The organism is Paenibacillus terreus, assembly GCF_042138595.1.
In the GTDB taxonomy this organism is placed as follows: Bacteria; Bacillota; Bacilli; order Paenibacillales; family Paenibacillaceae; genus Paenibacillus; species Paenibacillus terreus.
Window position 1 is genome coordinate 53642 of the sequence record NZ_JBHIRX010000018.1, and the last position, 22039, is coordinate 75680.

General features: G+C 51.6%; 17 protein-coding genes. 11 read left to right on the forward strand and 6 right to left on the reverse strand.

What is annotated here, in order from left to right:
• Nucleotides 1-41 precede the first annotated feature (41 nt).
• The 6 genes from ACE5KN_RS24865 to ACE5KN_RS24890 all read right to left on the reverse strand — a co-directional run bounded on the left by ACE5KN_RS24865 (nt 42) and on the right by ACE5KN_RS24890 (nt 4561).
• Nucleotides 42-488, reverse strand: coding sequence for a DUF6075 family protein (locus ACE5KN_RS24865; RefSeq protein ID WP_375527410.1), 447 nt, complete (start codon nt 486-488; stop codon nt 42-44).
• Nucleotides 472-1533: a ParB N-terminal domain-containing protein gene (locus ACE5KN_RS24870; protein WP_375527411.1), complete on the reverse strand. Its 1062-nt coding sequence runs from the start codon at nt 1531-1533 to the stop codon at nt 472-474. The genes ACE5KN_RS24865 and ACE5KN_RS24870 overlap by 17 nt, the downstream gene beginning before the upstream one ends.
• Nucleotides 1523-2314, reverse strand: a complete 792-nt coding sequence (locus tag ACE5KN_RS24875; protein WP_375527412.1) for a ParA family protein — start codon at nt 2312-2314, stop codon at nt 1523-1525. Before ACE5KN_RS24875 ends, ACE5KN_RS24870 begins: the two co-directional genes overlap by 11 nt.
• Before the next feature lie 433 nt (nt 2315-2747).
• Complete coding sequence (locus tag ACE5KN_RS24880; RefSeq protein ID WP_375527413.1) at nt 2748-3272, reverse strand: AAA family ATPase; 525 nt, start codon at nt 3270-3272, stop codon at nt 2748-2750.
• On the reverse strand, nt 3251-4114 hold the full coding sequence (locus tag ACE5KN_RS24885) for a nucleotidyltransferase domain-containing protein (RefSeq protein ID WP_375527414.1): 864 nt from the start codon (nt 4112-4114) through the stop codon (nt 3251-3253). Before ACE5KN_RS24885 ends, ACE5KN_RS24880 begins: the two co-directional genes overlap by 22 nt.
• Before the next feature lie 183 nt (nt 4115-4297).
• Nucleotides 4298-4561, reverse strand: coding sequence for a CD3324 family protein (locus ACE5KN_RS24890; RefSeq protein WP_375527415.1), 264 nt, complete (start codon nt 4559-4561; stop codon nt 4298-4300).
• 259 nt (nt 4562-4820) lie between these two features.
• Between ACE5KN_RS24890 and ACE5KN_RS24895 the strand changes: the two genes are divergently transcribed.
• The 11 genes from ACE5KN_RS24895 (at nt 4821) to ACE5KN_RS24945 (ending at nt 21799) form a co-directional block, all read left to right on the forward strand.
• Nucleotides 4821-5657, forward strand: coding sequence for a helix-turn-helix transcriptional regulator (locus ACE5KN_RS24895; RefSeq protein ID WP_375527416.1), 837 nt, complete (start codon nt 4821-4823; stop codon nt 5655-5657).
• A gap of 262 nt (nt 5658-5919) precedes the next feature.
• Nucleotides 5920-7071 (forward strand): Gfo/Idh/MocA family protein, encoded by a 1152-nt coding sequence (locus tag ACE5KN_RS24900; protein WP_375527417.1) that lies wholly within the window; start codon nt 5920-5922, stop codon nt 7069-7071.
• A 199-nt stretch (nt 7072-7270) separates the two neighbouring features.
• A complete protein-coding gene (locus ACE5KN_RS24905; RefSeq protein ID WP_375527418.1) occupies nt 7271-8440 on the forward strand; it encodes a dihydrodipicolinate synthase family protein in 1170 nt (389 codons plus the stop codon).
• A 38-nt stretch (nt 8441-8478) separates the two neighbouring features.
• Complete coding sequence (locus tag ACE5KN_RS24910) at nt 8479-9300, forward strand: sugar phosphate isomerase/epimerase family protein (protein ID WP_375527419.1); 822 nt, start codon at nt 8479-8481, stop codon at nt 9298-9300.
• A gap of 75 nt (nt 9301-9375) precedes the next feature.
• Complete coding sequence (locus ACE5KN_RS24915) at nt 9376-10620, forward strand: Gfo/Idh/MocA family protein (RefSeq protein ID WP_375527420.1); 1245 nt, start codon at nt 9376-9378, stop codon at nt 10618-10620.
• 508 nt (nt 10621-11128) lie between these two features.
• Nucleotides 11129-14263 (forward strand): family 43 glycosylhydrolase, encoded by a 3135-nt coding sequence (locus tag ACE5KN_RS24920; RefSeq protein ID WP_375527421.1) that lies wholly within the window; start codon nt 11129-11131, stop codon nt 14261-14263.
• 179 nt (nt 14264-14442) lie between these two features.
• Nucleotides 14443-15399, forward strand: a complete 957-nt coding sequence (locus ACE5KN_RS24925; RefSeq protein WP_375527422.1) for an ABC transporter permease — start codon at nt 14443-14445, stop codon at nt 15397-15399.
• A gap of 65 nt (nt 15400-15464) precedes the next feature.
• Nucleotides 15465-16286, forward strand: a complete 822-nt coding sequence (locus ACE5KN_RS24930; protein ID WP_375533174.1) for a carbohydrate ABC transporter permease — start codon at nt 15465-15467, stop codon at nt 16284-16286.
• 49 nt (nt 16287-16335) lie between these two features.
• Complete coding sequence (locus ACE5KN_RS24935) at nt 16336-17973, forward strand: extracellular solute-binding protein (protein ID WP_375527424.1); 1638 nt, start codon at nt 16336-16338, stop codon at nt 17971-17973.
• Nucleotides 17974-18331: 358 nt separating this feature from the next.
• The gene (locus ACE5KN_RS24940; protein ID WP_375527425.1) at nt 18332-20089 is read left to right on the forward strand and encodes a cache domain-containing sensor histidine kinase; all 1758 of its coding nucleotides are present in this window, start codon (nt 18332-18334) and stop codon (nt 20087-20089) included.
• Between the two features lie 138 nt (nt 20090-20227).
• Nucleotides 20228-21799: a response regulator transcription factor gene (locus ACE5KN_RS24945; protein ID WP_375527426.1), complete on the forward strand. Its 1572-nt coding sequence runs from the start codon at nt 20228-20230 to the stop codon at nt 21797-21799.
• The last annotated feature ends 240 nt before the right edge of the window (nt 21800-22039 follow it).

Here is a 22039-nt window from a genome sequence, read left to right on the forward strand (position 1 = left end):
ATGGTCCTCCTTTCTTAGGTGACTTGCCTCTCGAAATACAATCAGTGCTCTAAATCATATTCCTCATGATTTTTCATCGCGCCGAACGGAAGTTGTACAAAATCATGAGAGCGAAACTGTGCAAATTCGGGATAACGCAATTTGACGGCTTCAAAAAAGTAAGGTAACAGGCCGGTATCAAACATAAAGTACGGGCTGTAGTTTCGGGAGGCATCCCGCTCTTCGTCCCCGGAGTATCCGTTGTACAAATTGAATGCCAGACGGGTTAATTTGACGGTGGAGCTCGTTTGCCAGCCTTTATAAAGTCCTTCCAGGCAAATGCTGTTTTCATCGAAATCGTACAGGTCGCGAACGTGAGAACGGGTTTGCTCCGTCAAGCCAAGTAAATAAAACAAGGCTTGGCGGTAAGTATCCGTCTGGCTGTGGGTCATGCGAATCATGCCTTCGTAAAATTGATGATGCTCAAGGTCTTTAAACTTCGTTTGCATGGTAATCCTCCTCAGTATCTTTGGATTGATGTTGTTGACGTTGATGGGCAAAATACATTTCCAGCGCTTTGTCGATAATCTCTTCTACTTCCGAAGCTTTGCTTTGCGGCGAGAAATATTTGGCATACACCTTATGTTTAAGCTTGAAAGGAGCCGGTGTTTTGCTTCGCGGTTTGCGAGTAGCCTCTCCGGATAAAATCCGTACAATCTGTTCATTGTTGAGCTTGCCAGAATACTCTCGCAGTAGCTTGGATTTCTTCATATCTACCTTGTAACCGTGGTCAGTAAGGATACTGTTGGTCAGGCGTTGTTCGGCTTCAGAAAGGTAGGAGAGATCGACTGCTGGGTAAATGCCGATTTCGGCATCATCAACACGTCGTTTTAACTCAATAATTAAATGGTCGATCCGTAATAACCGGGCAACCGAATTTCTAGATAAACCGTATTCAGCGGCTACGATATCCCTACTTTTCAACTTGTGCCCTATTAGGGCACAAGTTGAATCTTCCTCGTCGGATTGCGGGTTTTCCAGCTTTTTGAGTTCGGTGATAATATCGCTGCGCTTCCCTTGCGAGAACATGTCGGAGTATCGCAGAGATAGCACCTTCGCTTTTTCTGACGGGAGCATATCCGAGAAGGAGCGCTGCAACACATTGGTCTCGACCACATACATAAGCGCTTCTTCATCCGAAAGATGATCTTTGACGATGCAGGGAAGGTGATCGAGACCAGCCATTTGGGCGGCATTCATCCGGTTGTGACCAGCCAACATTTCAAACTCACAGCCGTTTTCATCCACGTCGATGTTGCGAACAATAACTGGTACCAGAACGCCGTTTGCTTGGATGCTGTCTGACATGTCTGTCAGTCTTTCGTCTTCGTAGAGCCGGAATGGATGATCTTTATACATTCTGATTTTATTTATAGGAATAGATTGGATTCCTCCCGACTGTACGGAGGGATCGGAAGGCTCTGAAGGTTGTTCCGAAAGCAACAGTAATTCGTCGATGCTGGCAAGTTTGGGAACAGGGCGCTTACCCGCCATGATTCATCAACTCCTTTGCCAAACCTTGATAGGCGCCAGCCACTTTGGACTTCGGATGAAACTCCATGATACTTTGGCTGTAAAAGTTTGCTTCACCAACTTTGACGGACAAGGGAATTTGCGTTTCAAAAATACGAATGCGATCACCGTAATAATCTTCAATCAGACGGAAAGCTTCTTTGTACAAGTTAGTTCGAACATCGCACATCGTCATCAGGATGCCTTCAATAGAAATGCGGGGGTTGATCCGCTTTTTTACCTTGACGATAATGTTTAACAGTTGCGTAAGTCCTGTTGCCGACCAGAGCTGCGGATTGACGGGAATCAAGACGCTATCGCTGGCTGCGAGCGCGTTGATCGTCAGCAAGCCGAGTGACGGGTTTGTGTCGATGATGATGAAATCGTACTGCATTTTCATCGGCTCCAGCAGCGCGGCCAACGTCTTTTCGCCGCCCATCTCATCCCGAAGGTTCATTTCAGCAACCGACAATTCAATGTTGCTCGGGATGAGGTCAATGTTCCCTTGGGAATGAAGATATTGGTCAGGGGAGGGCAGAGGCTCATCTCCCATGACTGCGTTCATGATGTTGAACATGCTTACGTCCAACTTGTCGGGCTGCTCGATGCCGAAACATAAGGTTAGATTACCTTGCGGGTCGAAATCTACCAGCAGAACCTTTTTTTCTTCATTGGATAAGGCGTAAGCTAAATTGTAGGCGGTGGTCGTCTTGCCGGTGCCACCTTTTTGATTAGCGACGGTAATCGTCGTTGCGTGTCTCATATTAAACCTCCCCGAAGCGGTCGCTTCGTTAATTTGTCAATGGCAGGGAGTGGGCTGGTTTGGTCGTTGTTCTCTCCGAGTTCTCTCAAACGTCCAAAATCGGCCGCATTTTAGGGCATTGCCGGGAGCCCTTGCGGGGCTTGGATTTGAACGAAAAAACCGCCAAAAACCCCGATTTCACAAGGCTTTTGACGGTTTTTTAATTCCGTTCCATTGACTTATATTCCGCTTGGTTCCGAATCGCATACAAGATTCAGGTCCGTGTGGGCTAACCCCCCGTGGAGGTTCGAGTCCTCTCGACCGCATCATTTCATCCATGACAGGTTTCTGATCTGCTTTTTCCGGCAGAGCAGGAACCTTTTTATTATTCCATATCCTTGAGATGGTGACCATACCTTAACAGAAGAAATCGTGGAACTGTAATCCAAAGGATTTATTCATATGTTCGAAAGTGCAGTAATATATCATCAACCGATTGCTCCGGCGACTGTTCTGAGGTGTCCAACCAATATCCGATTTTAGGAGTATTTTGTAAAAAATCAGAATACAATTGTTCTACCGTAAAGCCGGTGTACCCGACTTTTCCTCGCGATTTTTCCCGCTCTTTTACCACCTCAACCGTTGGACACAACACAACTAACTGGACCGTATAACCCTTTAACTGTTCCAGCATACGGGATAATTCCTCTCCATAGTAATTGTCCTGTAAAACAACAGAAAACTCATTGTCATAATAGGTCTTAGCTGCCTGTGCAGCTAAATGATAACGCAAATATAGCTGGCGGATTGCCTCTTCGGACGGCTCAGCGGACATCTCTTCACGGCCAGAAACAATCATGCGGCGGAATACATCGCCACGCAGGTGAACTCCTTTTTCCAATTTGGAAGCCAGAAGCTCCGCTACCGTTGATTTCCCTGAGGCCATGACGCCTGTAATTAAGTAGATCGCTTTTTCCATAGCAAGTTAACTCCTTTTTTATGTTTACTATTAATCATTTTTTCAACCTCATTACATAATTGTTCCAATTTATAGATGGACATCATAATATCCTCAGATGCCAAAGAGAAAATTTTATTTACTCTGTTGCGATAATCTATGGGAGCTATCGTAAAACTGCCAATTCGTAAAGTCGCCTTTTTTTCATTCAAACAGTAAGTATCGTTTGCAGCAAATAAGACTTGATTTAATGCAGATATAGATCGGAATAAGTGTCCAATTATGTAATATAGATCATTATCCATCGAATAGTTTTTTGCAAGCGAACAGGAAAATTCAGCTTCGAACAGAAAAAAAGAAATGAGGGCCTCTTTTAAACTGTCTGGATAAATTTCCGCTTGGCTTTTTAACTTCGTAATATCGTGATCTCTTGCATAAAGAATTTTGCTGGACGCCAATTCTCCACGATACATAACATTTATATACGCATGAGGATGTCCCGGCTGATAATGAGAAGATATTACCCCTCTGTCTGTTTGAGCAACACATTCTTTCACTCTCTCCATGTCGCGCAGTATAAAATCCACGTGATATCCGTCTATGATGAGCCACCCGCCTCCGTTCACCCAGTTTCCCCATTCTCCCTCACGACATATCAAGTTTTCTCTATGGGTATCGTCTAACTGTTTTGCTATATTGTTCAATTGATCAAAATCAATCGATCTTTCGTAGTAGATCCCGATATCAATATCGGAAGTTTCTGTTGCCGTCCCTGTAGCTCTGGAACCGCCTAAAGCAATGCCTTTTACGAATGGACATTCTTGCAGTTTAGTTGCGGCTCTTTTTATTATATGCTCCACCATAGCTGTTCCACCTCCACTGAAAAATACCATATTATGCTCAGGGATAAGCGAGAAAATTTTAATTATACGATTACGAGAGCCTCTTCTAAATGATACTTGTCGTATTTTTTCATTTCAATATACTAAACACTTCGGTGGTATTTTGTATAAAATAAGGGGTTGCATCTCTGCAACCCCCTGCCATTACTTTTGATAGATAATTTTCCGAATAGTATAAACAGATAGACAATATTTATTAGCAAGATATTCAATAGTAAATCCATTGCTATATTCTTGTAATATCTTACAATTTCTTTGGTGTAATTCTTTCCGATAACCGGATAATTCTCCCCAACGTTTTCGCTGCTTAGGATTAGCAGGGACATAGATATATCCTCCTTGGATGTAGTCTTGCAGCTCTTTAAGCAATGCATCGGGAAGAATTGCTTTTGCATTTACATATTTCATACAGGCTTCCTCCTTGATTGTAAAAATCAAGCAGCAAAGCCAGTGTAATTGTTAGCGATTAGTATTACTCCATGCAAGCATCGCTAATACTGGCTTTGCATGGAGCCAAACTTGGCCTTCTATAAGCATAATATCCTTCCTTTCAATAGTGAGGTATGATCCAGAACTGAATACATTATAACTCAAAATGTTGTATCGAAGCCGCAGATCGCGCTAAAATGGCTTTAGTTGAAACGCTTCAAAAAACGGAGGCTTCGCCGTGACGATTAAATGGATCGACTTGTCCATGAATGCGATAGACTTATACGAGCAGAAGCATACGGGGGGGCATCTCGTGTCCGAGCACTATCACCAGACGCACCAGCTGTTATTTGTGCTGGAGGGAGAAGGCGCTATCCGGCTGGGAGGGAGAGTACGGAGGCTGGCGGTCGACGATACGGCGCTGATCGTGCCGTATTCCGTCCACTCGGTCATGTCCGACTTCAGGCTGACCTTGCTAGTGTTGGCGTTTGATGAGTCGGTGCTCGATCCGGATATGAGGGAGCATCTGCTCCACGCCTATTTCCCGGCCTCCTGTCTGATGAAGCCGGGATTGTTTGCCGCGAGCGAACTGCGTCAGCTGCTGAGGAAAATGCTGTTCGAGCAATCCAGGGAGCTGTCGCCGCTCGTCCGGCTTTCGCTCAAAGTCCAGCTTTCTCAGCTGCTGCTCTTGCTGGTTCGTCCGGCCGGAACGGAGGCCGCCGGAGCGGGCTCCAGCTCCAACAGGCTGCGCGCCGAGAAAATTCGCAGCTATATCGATTCGAAGTATTTTGATCCGATGACCGCGGGGGACATCGCCTCCAAGCTGGGCATCAGCACGCGGCATGTGAACAACATCTTCAAGGAACGGTACGACATGACGCCGATGCAATATTTGACCGAGGTACGCATCCGCGTCGCCCAGAAGCTGCTGGCGGAAACGGACAAGGACATTATTTCGATCTGCTTCGAGGTCGGTTACGACTCCGTATCCACGTTTTACCGGTCGTTCAAAGCTGTCGTCAGGCTGTCGCCGAAAACGTACCGGGAGCTGAACGGGCCCGCGCAAGCCGAATAGGCAGGGAGCCTTCGGGTCAAACCGACAAGCGAGCGTACAAAGGTGCGATCAAACGAACAAGAATGCGATCAGCGGACGACCGGCCGATTGATTGAAACGTAATTTCCCCTTCATCCCCCATCGGCTAAGCGCCGGCGGGGGATATTGTTTTTCGCTCGAACAATTCGCTTCCAAAATTGAGAATCGTGTTCCCGGAATCGTAAGAAAAGCGGTTTTGCATCGACTACAATACGGTTATACGAAACGAAGGGAGCAGTGGACGATGGCAGTTCGCAACATCGGCATTATTATGAACGGCGTTACCGGACGGATGGGAACCAACCAGCATTTGATCCGTTCGATTCTTGCGATTCGCAAGCAAGGAGGCGTCGCGCTACCGGGCGGAGACGTCATCATGCCCGACCCGATTCTGGTCGGCCGGCAGGAGAGCAAGCTGCAGGCGCTGGCCGCCGCCCACGGCGTCGAGCGTTGGAGCAGCGATCTTGAAGCGTGCCTCGCCGATCCGTACAATGAAATTTATTTCGACAGCCAGACGACGGTGCGCCGCGCCGAAAGCATCAAGCAGGCGATCGCCGTGGGAAAGCATATTTATTGCGAGAAGCCGACGGCCGTGGATCTCAAAGGGGCGCTCGAGCTGGCCCGCATTGCCGCCGAGGCCGGGGTGAGAAACGGCGTCGTGCAAGACAAGCTGTTTTTACCAGGATTGCTCAAGCTGAAACGCTTAAACGACTCTGGTTTCTTCGGGCGCGTCCTGTCCGTGCGGATGGAGTTTGGCTATTGGGTGTTCGAGGGCGACTGGCAGCAGGGTCAGCGTCCTTCGTGGAACTACCGCAAGGAAGACGGCGGCGGCATTATCGTCGACATGTTTGCACACTGGCGCTATGTTCTCGAGAATTTGTTCGGGGAAGTGAAGGCTGTTTCCTGTCTTGCCGCTACACATATTCCGAAACGTCTGGATGAGCAGGGCGTTCCGTACGAATGCACGGCGGACGATGCGGCGTACGCCATATTTGAGCTGGAAGGCGGCATTATCGTGCAGGCCAACTCGTCCTGGGCGGTGCGCGTAGACCGCGACGATCTGCTCACGGTTACGGTTGACGGCACCGAAGGCAGCGCCGTGGCGGGCTTGCGGGACTGCAAGACGCAGCATCGGGTCAATACGCCGAAGCCGGTATGGAATCCGGACATTCCGAACCCGTTTCAGTTCCGTGACCAATGGGTGGAGGTGCCGGACAACGCGTCATACGACAACGCGTTCAAGGTGCAATGGGAAATGTTCTTGAAGCATGTCGTCATCGGCACGCCGTTTCCGTGGGATCTGCTCGAAGGCGCGAAGGGCACCCAGCTTGCCGATCTCAGCTTGCAGTCGTGGCAGGAACGCCGCTGGATCGCCGTGCCGAAGCTGAGCCTGTAAAAATAAATACTAAAAAAATCGGCTTTTCAGCACCGAGAAGGTTGGATGAAGCTAGGGACTGAGCAACGCAGCGTAGGTGAGTCTACGTGAGTAGCGGAAGGCCCGGCTGAATTCAAGATTCGACGTCGAGTAAGCTTCATAGCTATACTTCGTGATCAAAAGCCGATTTTTTAATTACCTCTTAAGGAGGGGAATACAGATGGCCAAATCGTTGCTCTTCCCCCGCGCCGGGGGAGCGTTGTACGAATATGCTCCGGGCAAAGCCGGATCGTTTGGCGTGCCGGCCAAGCCGTTTACGGGCCGCATCGCCTTCTCGGCCGCCCATGTCGTCTGCGATCCGTTTGCGGACGCCGATCCGCTGCATCACGCGCAGATCGATTGGAACTCGACGCTCGCCTACCGGCACCATCTGTGGTCGCTCGGACTGGCCGTAGCGGAAGCGATGGATACCGCGCAGCGCGGTATGGGCCTCGACTGGAACCGCTCGAAGGAGCTTATCCGCGCTTCGATCGCGGAAGCGCGCTCGGTCGGCGGCAAAATCGCCTGCGGTGCGGGAACCGATCATCTGCTCCCGGGACCGTCGGTCACGCTCGCCGACGTGGAAGCCGCCTATGAAGAGCAAGTCGGCTTCATCGAGGGCGAGGGCGGTCAAGTCATTCTGATGGCGAGCCGCGCGCTTGCCGCTTGCGCGAAAGGGCCCGAGGATTACGAGCGGGTGTATGGGCGGATTTTGGGGCAGGTGAAACAGCCGGTCATCCTGCATTGGCTTGGCGACATGTTCGATCCCGCTCTGGCCGGCTATTGGGGCTGCAAGGACGATCCGAACGAGGCGATGGACGTTTGTCTGCGCGTCATTCGGGCAAACGCGGACAAGATCGACGGGATTAAAATCTCACTGCTCGATGCCGGCAAGGAAATCAAAATGCGCCGGCTACTGCCGGAAGGCGTCAAGATGTACACCGGCGACGACTTCAACTACCCGGAGCTGATCAAGGGTGATGAGCAGGGTTACAGCCATGCGCTGCTCGGCATATTCGATGCGATCGCACCGGCCGCCGCCAAGGCGCTTCATGCGCTCGACGCGGGCGATCTGGTCAGTTATGGGGCAATTATGGAGCCTACTGTCGCCTTGTCGCGCCATATTTTCCAGAAGCCGACGTACGCCTACAAGACGGGAATAGTGTTCATGGCCTACTTGAACGGCCGCCAACCGCATTTCCGTATGATCGGTGGAGCGGAGGGGGCACGCTCGATCGTCCATTTGGCCGAGCTGTTTGTGCTTGCCGACCGGGCCGGACTATTGGCCGATCCGGAGCTTGCCGCCGAACGGATGAAGCCTGTCTTGGCGCTGGCGGGTATTCGGCCGTAATCATTTATAACGATGTTTGAAATCCGGGAGGGATCAGCATGGAACCGCTTCGTTCCATAGATAGACTCAGCTTGAACCAGATTACGACCGATCGGCTGAATATGCTCGAGGCCGTGGAAGCATGCATTCGCGCCGAAGTGCCTTGGATCGCGCTGTGGAGGCATAAAGTGGCCGACACCGGCCTAGCCGAGAGCAAGCGGCTTGTGCGGGATGCAGGCCTGCGCGTCTCCAGCCTGTGCCGCGGCGGTTATTTTCCGGCGGCCACCGCGCCTGCACGCAAAGAGCGGATGGACGACAACCGTCGCGCTGTCGAGGAAGCGGCCGAGCTCGGCACCGACGTGCTCGTGCTCGTTTGCGGACCGGCGCCGGACCGGGACATCGATTTCGCCCGCAAGACGGTCGAAGAGGCAATCGCGGAGCTTGTGCCGTTCGCCCGCTCGCACCGAGTCAAGCTCGGCATCGAGCCGTTGCACCCGATGTACGCCGCTGAACGCTCTGTCATCAATACGCTGGCACAAGCCAACACGCTCGCGGAGCAGCACGACCCGCAGGACGTCGGCGTCATCGTCGACGCGTTCCACGTCTGGTGGGACCCCGAGCTGTACGCGCAAATTGAGCGGGCCAGAGGGCGGATACTCGGCTTCCACGTCTCCGATTGGATCGTGCCGGTACCCGACCTGCTGATGGGCAGAGGGATGATGGGGGACGGCGTCATCGAGCTGCGCCGGATCCGTCATGCCGTCGAGGCGGCCGGTTACGCGGGGGCGATCGAGGTGGAAATCTTCAATCGGCAAGTATGGGAAATGCCGGGAGACGAAGCGCTCGCGCTAATCAAGGAACGTTATTTGCAGCACGTATGAATTTGTATTTGCGGCTTTGGCGGGCCGGGAGATCGCTTCCCGGCTTGTCAAGCCATAGGTTTGGAGGGAAGGAATGTGAAAATTTGTCGCACCGCGCTGATCGGGATCGGGGGCTTCGGCGTTGAGCATGTGAATCTCATGCAGAAGCTGGCCGGAGAGGGCAGCCTGCAGGTTATTGCTTTTGCGGAGCCGAATGTCGGCGCTCATCAAGAATCTTACGGCAAGCTGACCGCGCTCGGGGCCATTCATTATACGAACTATGTGCAGATGCTCACGTTTCATCCGGACATCGATTTCGTCGTGATCGTCACGCCGATCCCCACCCACAAGCCGATGTGCATCCAGGTGATGCGGATGGGCTTTCACGTGCTGGTGGAGAAGCCCCCGGCGATAACGATTCAAGACCTGGACGAGATGATCGCCGTGCGGAGGGAGACCGGCCGCTTGTGCCAGGTAAACTTCCAGAATACGTCGGGCCAGGCGTTCCGAACGCTGCTGGAAAGGCTCGACTCCGGCGTGCTCGGGCAAGTGGAGCATGTGGTCGGCATTGGCATGTGGAAACGGCTGCGCTCGTACTACGACCGAACCCGCTGGGCTGGCAAACTGGTTAACGACGGCCAGTATGTGTTGGACGGGACGTTCACTAATCCGTTCGCCCACTTGCTGCACAATTGCTTGCTGGCGGCCGGAGTCGAAGGCGCCCCAGATTTGTACCCGGAATCGGTGCAGGCCGAGCTTTACCACGTCAACGACATCGAAGGGGATGACGTCTCCTGTATTCGCGCCGTTATGGCTAACGGTTCGAGCGTTTATTTTTATGCCATGCTTTGCCACGAAGCGAGCGAAGTGCCTTCCATTGCCGTGTACGGAACGCGCGGGGAGGCGCATTGGGATTACCAGAACAAGCTGACGATTCGCACACAGGACGGCGAAGAAGATTTGGCGTTTGGTCCGGACGATTTGATGCGCAACATGTATCTGAACCTGATGAAAGCGATCGAGACCCCGGGCAAGCCGCTCTTCTCGCCGATCGAGGCGTGCCGAAGCTTTGTACTGGTATCCAACGGCGCCTACGAGTCGGCCCGCGCCGTTCGCGCCATTCCCGGCCGATTCGTGATCGAGCAGGAGGAGGGCGACTCCACGGTAAGCTTGCTGCCCGGCTTGTCCGAGAAGATGAGGGACGCGGCGGCGAAGCGGCAACTGTACGGTGAATACCCGCTTCCTTGGGCGACGCCGACCCGTCCGTTCCGGATGGTGGGTTACAGCCGATTCGAGCTGCCTGCCGACATGCTCGCAAGTAAAGGTCGACCGACCAATTAGAGGTATCCCTTCCAGGGTCTTGTTGCCGCTTCGCGGCAGGGGCCCCTTTTCTTTGTTTCCTTCTTGCCTCTTCCTGAGCAGGGTTCTGACTCGGCTCCCATCCCCCTGCCAGTCGAGCAGATTATCCTTAATCGATACCGTGCTGAGATCAATGCAGAGGCTGAGCTGTACGTCTTTATTTGGAGGAAGGGTTAGCTTATAGAGCCCCGTTTGTAGATGAACGTTCACTCCCTCCCAACGGGGAGCTATTCTTGGCGCAGAAACTGTTATGATATGTTTGCATAAAACAAAAAATCTATAGAAAAATCTAGAGATTCTTAAGGTATGCACCAAAGAGACTGCGGTACAGTATAAACATCATCGAAAAGCAATCAACCAAGAAAGAAGGTTAGAACATGCCAACAACACCTGTGACCGCCTGAACGGACAGTGTGCCGAAGGCCAAATAAGCCTTTTATCGGTATTTTCCTATGGCAGGATCGTAATCGCTTTCAAGGTGCTCATTTGGATGGATTGGTTGAAAAAACTGAATCTGGAGGGACTGCAAATGCTCAGGAAAAGATTCAGGTATCTGCTGCTTTGTCTCGCGGTGCTGCTGATGCTGCCGCAATGGAGCGGAGCGGCTGCCGCGGCAGAGCCGTCGCCACGTGCGACAGATTCGATGTCGGCGTCGACAACGGGGGTGTCGGAGGTGTCAAATTTCTACAATATTATCATGCAGGTAGGAGCCGACCCTTGGGTTTACAAGCACACGGACGGCTATTACTACAACGTCTTTGTCAACGCCAGCGGTATCATGATCCGCAGAGCGAAGACCATCACCGGCCTTGATGCGGGCGAGAGGAGACTAGCCTGGACACCGGTTAAGGGTACCATGTACAGTTCCAATGTTTGGGCGCCCGAAATGCACTATCTCAGAGATACCGATGGCAAATACAAATGGTATATTTACTTCGCGGCTGACAACGGAACCAACGCAAACCACCGCATGTATGTGCTGGAGAACGCCAGTGAGAGTCCGATGACCGGAACCTGGGAGTTCAAAGGGAAAATAACCGATTCCACCGACCGCTGGGCGATCGACGGCACTGTGCTGACTGTAAATGAGAAACACTATTTCATCTGGTCCGGCTGGGAGGAAACGGATGGAAGTTTCCAAAATCTATATATTGCGGAAATGAGCGATCCACGGACCATCAGCTCGCAGCGGGTATTGATTTCGACGCCTGACCATGATTGGGAAACGTCCCCGGGCAGGATCAATGAAGGTCCCCAAGTCAATATACGCGGCAACACCATCAACCTGGTCTATTCCGCAAACGGAAGCTGGACAGACAGTTACTGCCTCGGACTGATCACGGCCAAGATTGGCGACGATTTGATGAACCCCAGCTCCTGGGTAAAACAGGACAAGCCGATTTTCTCCAGCGCCAACGGCGTTTACGGCCCGGGTCACCACAGTCTCACCACCTCCCCCGATGGAAGTGAGGACTGGATTATTTACCATGCCGCTCGTTGGCCAGGATCAGGGTGGACCCGCAATGTACGCGCACAGAAATTCACCTGGAACGCAGACGGAACGCCAAACCTGGGAGAGCCCGTCGATCCGAACAAACCGATCGCCACGCCTTCAGGGGAGCCGGTACGTCAGCGCTATGAGGCGGAAGCAGCCTTGTTGGTGAAAGATCCCAGCGTCGGAACCGGTCCCGGTGTCTTGTGGGAAAGTACCGCTTCCGGCGGGAAGAAGATCGCCAATATCAAGAACGCCAATGATTATGCCGAGTTCACAGTGAACGTGCCAGAGGCGGGATTTTATGTGCTGTCCGTGCGCAATGCCAACGGCTCATCGAATGGGGCGGATGCTTCCCATATCTTGTCGGTAAACGGCAGTTCCGGCGCTAATTTGAACATCGTCTATTCCGGATGGAATCGTTGGGGATCCTCCACGGAGAAAGTCTATCTGAAGCAAGGCAACAATACCATCCGTTTCTCGCCGGGTGCCAACCTTGCCGAAATTGACAGCATGGATATATTCAAGCTTGATGTTGAGCCGGAGGTTCTATTCGATTCTCCGGGGTACACGCTGGGGTTGGGTGAAAGTCGCAACTTGCCCGTGTATAGGGTAACAGGTTCTACCTATTCTACTGTTGACAGCAGAGTTTCCTTTAATTCTTCCAATAAAGAGGTCGCTGATATTGATGGGATTGGAGTCAAGGGACTCAAGGCGGGCAGCGCCACGATCACCGCGACATATAACGGAAAAACGGCCATGGCCGCGATTACCGTTACCACTGAACCGAAGGCTGTGCAGTCCATTGCCATAAGCGGCTTGAACAACATCCTGACCAGCGGGCTGAAAAGGCAACTGCGGTTAACAGCACGCTACAACACCTATGAAGTTCAGGATGTGACGGCCGACGCTACGTACTTCAGCAGCAACCCCGACGTGGCTAAGGTTACGGTGACCGGTCAGGTATATGACACTGGGCCTGGGGATACGGTGATTAAAGCCGTATACGGCGGCAAGGAAGCAAAGTTCAACTTGACGGTAACTCCTGATCCGTCTCAGGTTCCTCAGATTCTTACTCAAGTAAAGACTCCCTCCGGAGTGACACCGAGGCTGCCCGGTGTTGTTGACGTCACCTACAAGGGGGAGAGAAGCATTGCCGAGGTCAGCTGGAAGCTGGAAGGAATATACTTCAACTCACTTGGCACTGTTCAGGTGCCTGTCATCTTGACACTGAATGGCGAGAAGATTCCTGCTGCCGTTTCCGTAGAAGTTATCCCGGGATGGGGTCTTGATGAGATTGTAGATATCATGCGCAGCAGGATCGTCGGTTTCTCATATCCTTTGGGCGAAGGCTTGGGAACCTATAGTCAAGATGCGTATAATGCTCTCTTGGCTGAGCTGGATCATGCGGAAGAGTTGTCCGTAGACCCTAATCTGCGTGAAGAGCAGTTTGAAGAGGTGCTGGGTCGCCTTGCTGAAGCGGAAGCAGCCCTGTTAGGCTCACTCAACCTTACCGAGAATGGCGTGACCTATAACGCTTATCGGGATTTCTCCGACGATGAGACGGGCAAGTACCCTTACGGAATCACCACCGAAGATCTGACCAATGGCGCTACTGCCACTGTGCAAGAAGAGGACGGGAATAAATTCCTTCGGCTGACCACAACCGCTGCTTCGGGCAAGGCAAACCTGTTCCTGCCGTATGCAGGCGAGGTCAAGGCTAAGGCGGATCAGCGCATCGTCATCGAATATCGTGTCAGATTAAACAGTAACTTCCAGTACGCCAATGGCGCCATGGTGAGAAATGACAGCGGCACCGGCAATTATTCCATGGTCACAGCTTTTGATACGGGTAAAATGATCGTGCAGAATGGAGGGTCCAAGAAGCCGGTGAAGGACGTTTCCTACAATACATGGTACAAAATTAAAATGGTGGCAAACTGGGACGCCAAGACTTATACCGTTTATGTCAACAATGATCCTGTTCCGGCGGCTACTGACTTCATCTTCCGCCATACAGGCGGCGGTAAGCTGACTGGCCAGCGGTTCGGCATCGACGGCTACGCTAACGCCTCGATCGACTTTGACGATTTCAAAGTCAGGGTTACGGGAGGATCGGAAGTTGCAAGCTGACGCAAATGGAAAAGGGAGGCGCCAAAAAAGGACGCGAGCGAATTCGTGTCCTTTTTTCTGTACGCGAAAAACAAAAAATCTATAGAAAAACCTAGAGATTCTTAAGGTATGCACCGGAGGGACTGCGGTACAGTATAAACATCATCGAAAAGCAATCAACCAAGAAAGAAGGTTAGAACATGCCAACAACACCTGTGACCGTCGGAACGGACAGTGTGCCGAAGGCCAAACAAGCCTTTTACGAGACCAAGAGGTTTCGGCAGAATATTCCGCTGTTCCTCATGCTCATACCGGGGATTCTGTATTACGTGATATTCCGGTATCTTCCTATGGGCGGGCTTGTGATCGCTTTCAAGGATTACAATTTCCGCGATGGCATTTTATCCAGCCCTTGGGTGGGACTCAAGTATTTCAAGATTTTATTTCAGTCCGACGCTACGCTGCAGATCATCTGGAATACTCTCGAACTGAGTATTCTGAATCTGATTTTCGGTTTTCCCGCACCGATCATTATCGCCATCGCGCTGAATGAGGTTCGGAAAAGATGGCTGAAGCGCTGGATTCAAACGATTATTTATCTGCCCCATTTTCTGTCCTGGGTCATCGTAGCGGGGCTGGTTCTCACCTTGTTTTCGATCGACGGCGGCACCGTCAACAAGCTGCTGGAGCAATGGGGAATGGAGCCGGTGCCGTTTCTGTACCGCATCGAATCCTGGGTTGCGATCTTTATCGGCTCCGGGATGTGGAAGGAAATGGGGTTTGGCGCCATTATCTATCTCGCCGCCCTTTCGTCCATTGATCCCAGCTTGTACGAATCCGCCGCCCTGGACGGCGCGGGCAAGATGAGACAGATCTGGCATATTACGCTGCCGGGCCTCCGTCCTACGATTATCCTTTTGCTGATTCTGGGCATGGGCCGCTTGATGGAGGTAGGGTTCGACCAGGTTTACAACTTGCAGAATCCCACAGTCCTGGAAAAAGCCGAGGTCATTAGCACCTATGTGTACAAAGTGGGGCTGCAGAAGGCCCAATTCAGTCTGACCACGGCCATGGGTCTATTCGAGTCCGTTGTCGGCCTGGTGCTGCTGTTGTCGGCTAACGCACTGGCGAGGAAATTCGACCAGGGATTATTCTAGAGGGGGGAACTGCATTGAGAGTGTCGGCTAGCGAAAAGATGTTTTCGGTCTTCGTTCACACAGTTTTGATTATCATCGCACTCACCTGTATTCTGCCTTTCTTGCATTTGATCGCTTTGTCCGTAAGCGAAGGGCATGCGGTAGATCTGGGGCAAGTCTGGTTCTGGCCGGTGGGCCTTGATTTCACCGCTTATAAATATTTTTTTCAGAACACCCCGGCCTTGCGGGCGTTTGGCAACAGCGTGATCATCACATTGGGCGGAACAGCGCTTAGTATGCTGACTACGGTTCTGACGGCGTATCCTTTGTCCCGCCGTTATTTGTATGCCCGCAAGCCGTTCACAACGGCCGCGCTGTTTACTATGCTGTTCAGCGGCGGCATGATTCCCACTTATCTGGTGATGAACAGTCTGCATTTGACGAACACGTACTGGTCCTTATGGTTTGTTGGGCTGATCAGTACCTACAATATGTTAATCATGAAAAGCTTTTTTGAAAACATTCCAAGTGAAGTGACGGAATCGGCTCAGATTGACGGCTGTGGAGAGATGCAACTGCTTTTGCGCATTATTTTGCCTTTATCCCTGCCCATGCTGGCCACATTGACGTTATTCTACGGCGTTGGTTACTGGAACATGTTTATGAATGTTATTCTTTACATCAATCGGACGGAACTGCAGAATCTCACGGTAATCGTCCAGAGCATGCTGCAGATTCAGAGCATGGACAACATGATGGCGATGGATATCATGCAGCAGCAGGAGCTGGTCTCCGAGAAGCTGAAGGCGGTGGGCGTTGTGGTGATGGTGGTGCCGATGCTGGTGGTATATCCATTTTTGCAAAAGTATTTCGTTCAAGGGATTATGCTCGGTTCCATTAAAGGATAGCGGCAACGCATCTGTTCATTATAGATCATAGATCGAGAGGAGCTTGCAAATGTTTGAGCAAACATCCAAGTGGAGCAGAAGGGTCTGGTTAACCGCGATAGTGGCTATCGTGTTGACGGTGGGGACTGCCGGATGCAGCCAGCCAAAAGAAGGGGGGGGAAGCGGAGATAAACCCGTCATCACCGTATCAAACTATGACAGAGGCAATATCCCGGCAGCGGAGGGAACAGTGGAGGAGAACCGCTGGACCAAATGGATTAATGAACATTCTCCGGTGGAGGCCAGGTTTGTGCCCGTGCTCCGGTCGGAATCGACTCAGAAGTTAAATGTGATGTTCGCATCCGGCAGCGCGCCGGATATTGTCAATGATTATGATACAGGCTTCCGGGATTCCCTGTACCAGCAGAAGCAACTGCTGCCCCTGGACGATTACTTGCAGTATGCTCCCGAATATGAAAAATTGCTGAAGAAGTATCCCAAACTGCGCGAGGTGGGCACCAAGCCGGACGGCAAGCTATACGAAATCGGCAAAATTAACGAGCCCCATCTGCAAAGCGTGGCGTTTATCCGGGTGGATTGGTTGAAAAAGCTGAACCTGGAGGTGCCGAAAACGACCGAAGAGCTGATTACAGTCTTGAAGGCTTTTGTAGAGCAAGATCCTGACGGTAACGGCAAGAAGGATACGTACGGAACGAATATAAGCTATACCTCCGGAGGCATGGTGGATTCCATGTTCGGTGCGGGCGGTTGGGCCATCTCGGCTGATGACAAAATCATCCGCAGCTGGGATAATACGCTGGAGGCGACGAAATTCAAGAAGAGGCTGTTCGACGAAAAACTGATCGACCCGGATTACCTGGCGGACACGAACGGCTCCAAAGCAAAGAAGGATTATTTGAACGGCAAGGTGGGCGTTTTCCTTCCCCCGCAAATCAGCAACTGGTTTGAGAGTACAGTTACCGATATCAGGACCATCAGAAAGGTGGCCCCGGATGCGGAAATTGCGCCGATGATGCAGCCCGCGTCTCCTATGGGACTGTTTACCCATCACGTGACCAACCCGATTCAGATGACGACTGTGGTTAACGCCGCAGCCAAAGATCCCAAGGCTGTGATGGAATATATCAACTTTATGCTTCAGCCGGATACGGCGTTGACGCTGAGAAAGGGGCTGGAGGGAGAACATTGGAAGAAGGGAGCGGACGGAGCGCCCATCGTGATTGATCTCGACAAGAATATGAAGGAAGTGGATTGGGCCATGGACTACACGATGGTCTATTCACTCCCGCAGAACGAATTTTTGACCTCCCTATCGGCATTTAATGTGGAGGATCCGGATCAGAAGGCTGGGCTGGAGATGATGAAGCAAGCGGACCAGTTCTTGCTCAATCCGGACGCCAAATATCCCGCTCTGAGTCACTACGAGCATATGCCGGTTCTGCCAAGCGACCTGGTGGTCATCAATACCAACGTGAGCAAAGAAGTGAGCGACATCATTGTCAAAGGAATCATCGGCGGGTCCAAATATACGGCCGAGCAAGCTATTGCGGATGCTAAAGCAGCCTGGGAGAAAGGCGGCGGCAAGCAGATCGAGGAATACATGAATACGTGGTATCAAGAAAATAAAGACACGGCCTTCCTGGGCGATGATGTACTGGAAATGGTCCGCTCCCAACTAGAGAGGTAGTTCAAAAGGTCATCTTTCCATGACGAAGCCGTTCAAGAAGCGGATTCGACGTCGAATCTTGAATTCAGCCGGGCCTTCCGTTGCTCACGTAGCCTCCAGCTACGCTGCGCTACTCAGTCCCTAGCTTCATTCAACCTTCTCGGTCCTGAAAACCCGACTTTTTGAACACTTAACTTATTTATAGTAAAGTTCGGAGGGAGCTCCGGGAATAAAGTAAATATAGACTTGGTCCGGTAGCAGCCAGGCCAAGTTTTATTTTAAAATAACGATGAAATCGCTTACAATCGGATTACATCATCGTTAAGGGGAGGGAGGCAGACTGAATCCGATAAGCTGGCTGGGGAGTATTACAGGAAAAATGAAGGGCAGCTTCAAGTTGAAGCTGATTGTACTGCTCTCGTGTATGGTCACACTAGCCTTTGCATTAGCGGGGTGGCTGGTCTACCGCTTAAATGTCAAATTGATGGAGGACGAGATCAGCAAGCAGTTCTCCATTGCCAATGAACAGGCTTTGGCCAGATTGGAACTCACCTTCCAGGAGGTAAGCCGGGTATCCCAATCCATTATACTGAACCCTTCTATAGAATTGTTCGTCACAGAGAGCCTCGATCCCGGAGGGGATCTCTATACTCAATTCAAGAACCGTAAGTATGTGGAGGAGCAACTGATCACGCTGCAAGTGGATACGCCGTCGATCCGTTCCATCTTTCTTTTCGATGAAAACGGAGATTTGGCTATTTTCTCCCAAAATGGGGCGTCAGGAGAACCCGGACCTGAGGAAATGGCCATGTTGATGAGCAAGCTGGAGTCGCATCGGGGGAACTTGGTCTGGGGTCGGGCTAGTCTGCCCAGTGCCGTAGATCCCGGCGGGCACCGGACGGTGCTGATCGCCGCCAGACGGATGCTCAATGATAAGCTGATCCCGTACGGAACCATGGTGGTGGTCATGGAGGAAAGGCTGGTATCCAAAGTGCTGCGGGATCTTACGGAGAACGGCAACGGCAAGGTACTGCTGCTGGAGCCCCAGGAGGGACTGCTCTACTCCAATACGAATCAGGAGGAGACGGAGCAGCTCATGAGCTTGATTGAAGCCGGTGATCCCCAATATGCCAAGATGAATGGGGTCACCTATTTATTTGTCCGCCATCGTCTGGAACCGGCAGGCTTCACGTTATACGGAGGGGTTTCTCTGGAGGAGATTCAACGCAAAAACAAAGACATCATCCATATCTTTGTTTTTGCCGGAATTGGCGTCGTGCTTCTCAGCGCGCTGCTGATTACGATTTCTACCAGAACCCTGCTGAAGCCTCTGGCCGATCTGTTGCGGGGGCTGCGCAAATTGCGTTCGGGGGATTTCTCGGCTCGGATCAGCGTCCGCTCCGGCGATGAGCTCGGGTTTATCGGCGAGAGCTTCAACAGCATGGCGGAGCAAGTAAGCACTCTGATCAACAAAGTGTACCTGGCTCAGATCAGCCAGCGGGAATCGGAATTAAAAGCCATTCAGGCGCAGTTGAACCCCCATTATCTGCATAACCTGTTCAATGAACTGTATTGGAAGCTGTATAACGACGACCAGGCGGAGGCGGCTCTCCTGATCAACGCCATCTCGGAGATGCTGAAGTATTCGCTTAAGTCCGTCAAGACCGATACGACGCTGGGAGAAGAACTGCAGCAGATACGGAATTACATTAAGATTCAGACTGAATTGTTTACCGGCGAGATTGAAACGATCATTCAGGCCGAAGAATCGTTGCTGGGTCTGCGGATGATGAGATGCCTGCTGCTGCCGGTGGTGGAAAATGTGTTTGTGCATGCCTTCCGAAACATGGATGAAGACCGGGTGCTTAGGGTGAAGGCGGATTTACGGGATGGAGCGCTGCATATCGAGGTAGCTGACAACGGCTGCGGCATGGATGACAGCACTTTATATGCTTTGAAGGAAGCTAAGGATACGCTGCCGGAGAACAACAAAACGGGAATTGGCTTTAAAAGCGTGCTGCGGCGCATTGAACTGGTGTACGGGGCTCCTTACGGAGTAGAGATTTCCAGTGTCAAGGGAGCAGGAACGACCGTTCACATCAGGCTTCCCATTCAGACGATCCCGAAAGAGTACTAAGCCCATGCTTTCGAGGTGAGTTTTGCTCGAAGCTTATCAGAAGGTAATACTCACAAAACTAGGTCTATGCTTCCGCAGCGAGTTTTGCTCGAAGCTTATCAGGAGGTAACGCTCACAAAACTTTTGGGAGGGAAACGGATGAAAGCGAAGCTGTTTATCGCCGAAGATCAGCCGAATTTTCGCAAAGGATTGCTCAAGCTGGCCGGGAAACGGTCCGCCGAGTGGGTGGTGGCGGGAGAAGCGGCAAATGGCCGGGCCGCTCTGTCTTCGATGGAGCAATGCGTCCCGGATTTGCTGTTAACCGATATCCGCATGCCCCATATGGATGGGCTTGAACTTGCCGAGGAAGTCAAGACTCGCGGCTGGGGGACCAAGATTGTGATCATCACGGGATTTAAGGATTTTGCTTACGCCCAGTCCGCCCTCAAGTTTGGAGTGCTGGACTTTATCACGAAACCTTGCGTAGAAGCGGATATATTAAACATGCTCGACCGGACCTATGTACGGCTGATCGAAGAGAATCAGTCCGGGCGGCTGATGGCGGAGTGGAAGCGACAGCATGAGGACAGCCAGCTTCGCTCAGCGATTATGGGCATGTCCTGCAACAACGGAGAGGTGCAGGCTTTGCTCGGACGGATGAATGAATGCGAGCTTTACTTTCTTAGCATCCCTACCTATATTTCCGCGGAAAAACATTATTCCGCCCAGGATATGCCGCTATTGCAATTTGCACTCGGCAACATTGTCAGGGAGCATTTGCATAAATGGTATGGCGGCGGCTTCCGGCTTTTTTCCTTGAGTTCATCGGAATGGGCTTTATTGGCGAACCGGACGGATTCCCGGCCGGAAATGCCTTCTTCCTGGTTGCAGACCCTCACCGATTCGATTCAGCATTATCTGAAACTGGAGCTTGCCTGCTGCGGACAAGGACGATGCCGCACGGCGGAGGACCTGCGCCAGGCTTACGAACGGTATTGCAGCGGGCCGGGACGGGAGGTGGTTGGCAAGGGCAGTACTGCCTATGAATTTTTACTTAACCAGACGGTGCTTTACGAAAAGGAGAAGGAAATCGTATCCTGGCTTATGTCGGGAGACAACAGCCGGTTGAACAAGGAGCTTCTGGACCAAGTGGTGCGAATCAGCAGTATGCCCCCGCAAAGCGCCAAAATCGAAGCCCTGCTCCTGGCCGCGGCCCTTCTCCGACTGGTGCAAGTGCAGTTTCCCATATGGCGGATGGCCGCACGTTCCATCGAGTGGGGTTCCGTCTACAAATGCGAGACGTCCGAAGAGATTGCGGCTTGGCTGCAGGTATACATCCATGAATTCCTGCGTTCTCATAACAGCTGGCTTGCCGGCAAAATAGACAATCCGGTCAAGCAAGCCATCCAGTTTATCGAAGAGAAATATATGAACGAATGCGGCTTGGCCGAGGTGGCGGCCCATGTTCATCTCAACCCCAGCTACTTCAGCAACCTGTTCAAGAAAGAAACCGGCGAAAGCGTCACCGGTTATATCCAAAACCTGCGTGTACAGAAAGCGAAGATCCTGCTCAAAAGCACCGACATGAAAATTTTCGAAATCGCCCAAGCCATCGGCTTCAACGATTCCAATTACTTCACGCATATGTTCAACAGAATAGCAGGGCTCTCGCCAAAGGAATACCGCAAGCGGACAGCAGAGCCGCAGCAGGGAGTCACGGATGGACCTTGATGCGAAGGGGCAGTCTAATTCTCTTGACGTGGACGATAAACTAAAGGATGAACTTCGGAAAGTTCAAGATAAGCAAGCTTACTAAATTCCGTTCCCTTGGAGCGGTTTTCTTTTTTCATAGGTCGCTCATACAGCAATTTAGGGGCTTTTTGTTTTTTGGATAGATCGATTGAACTGTGTTGCTCAACATTTTTATATATGTTAAACTGTCAACTAGTTGACTATTTGTTGAGGAGCAAT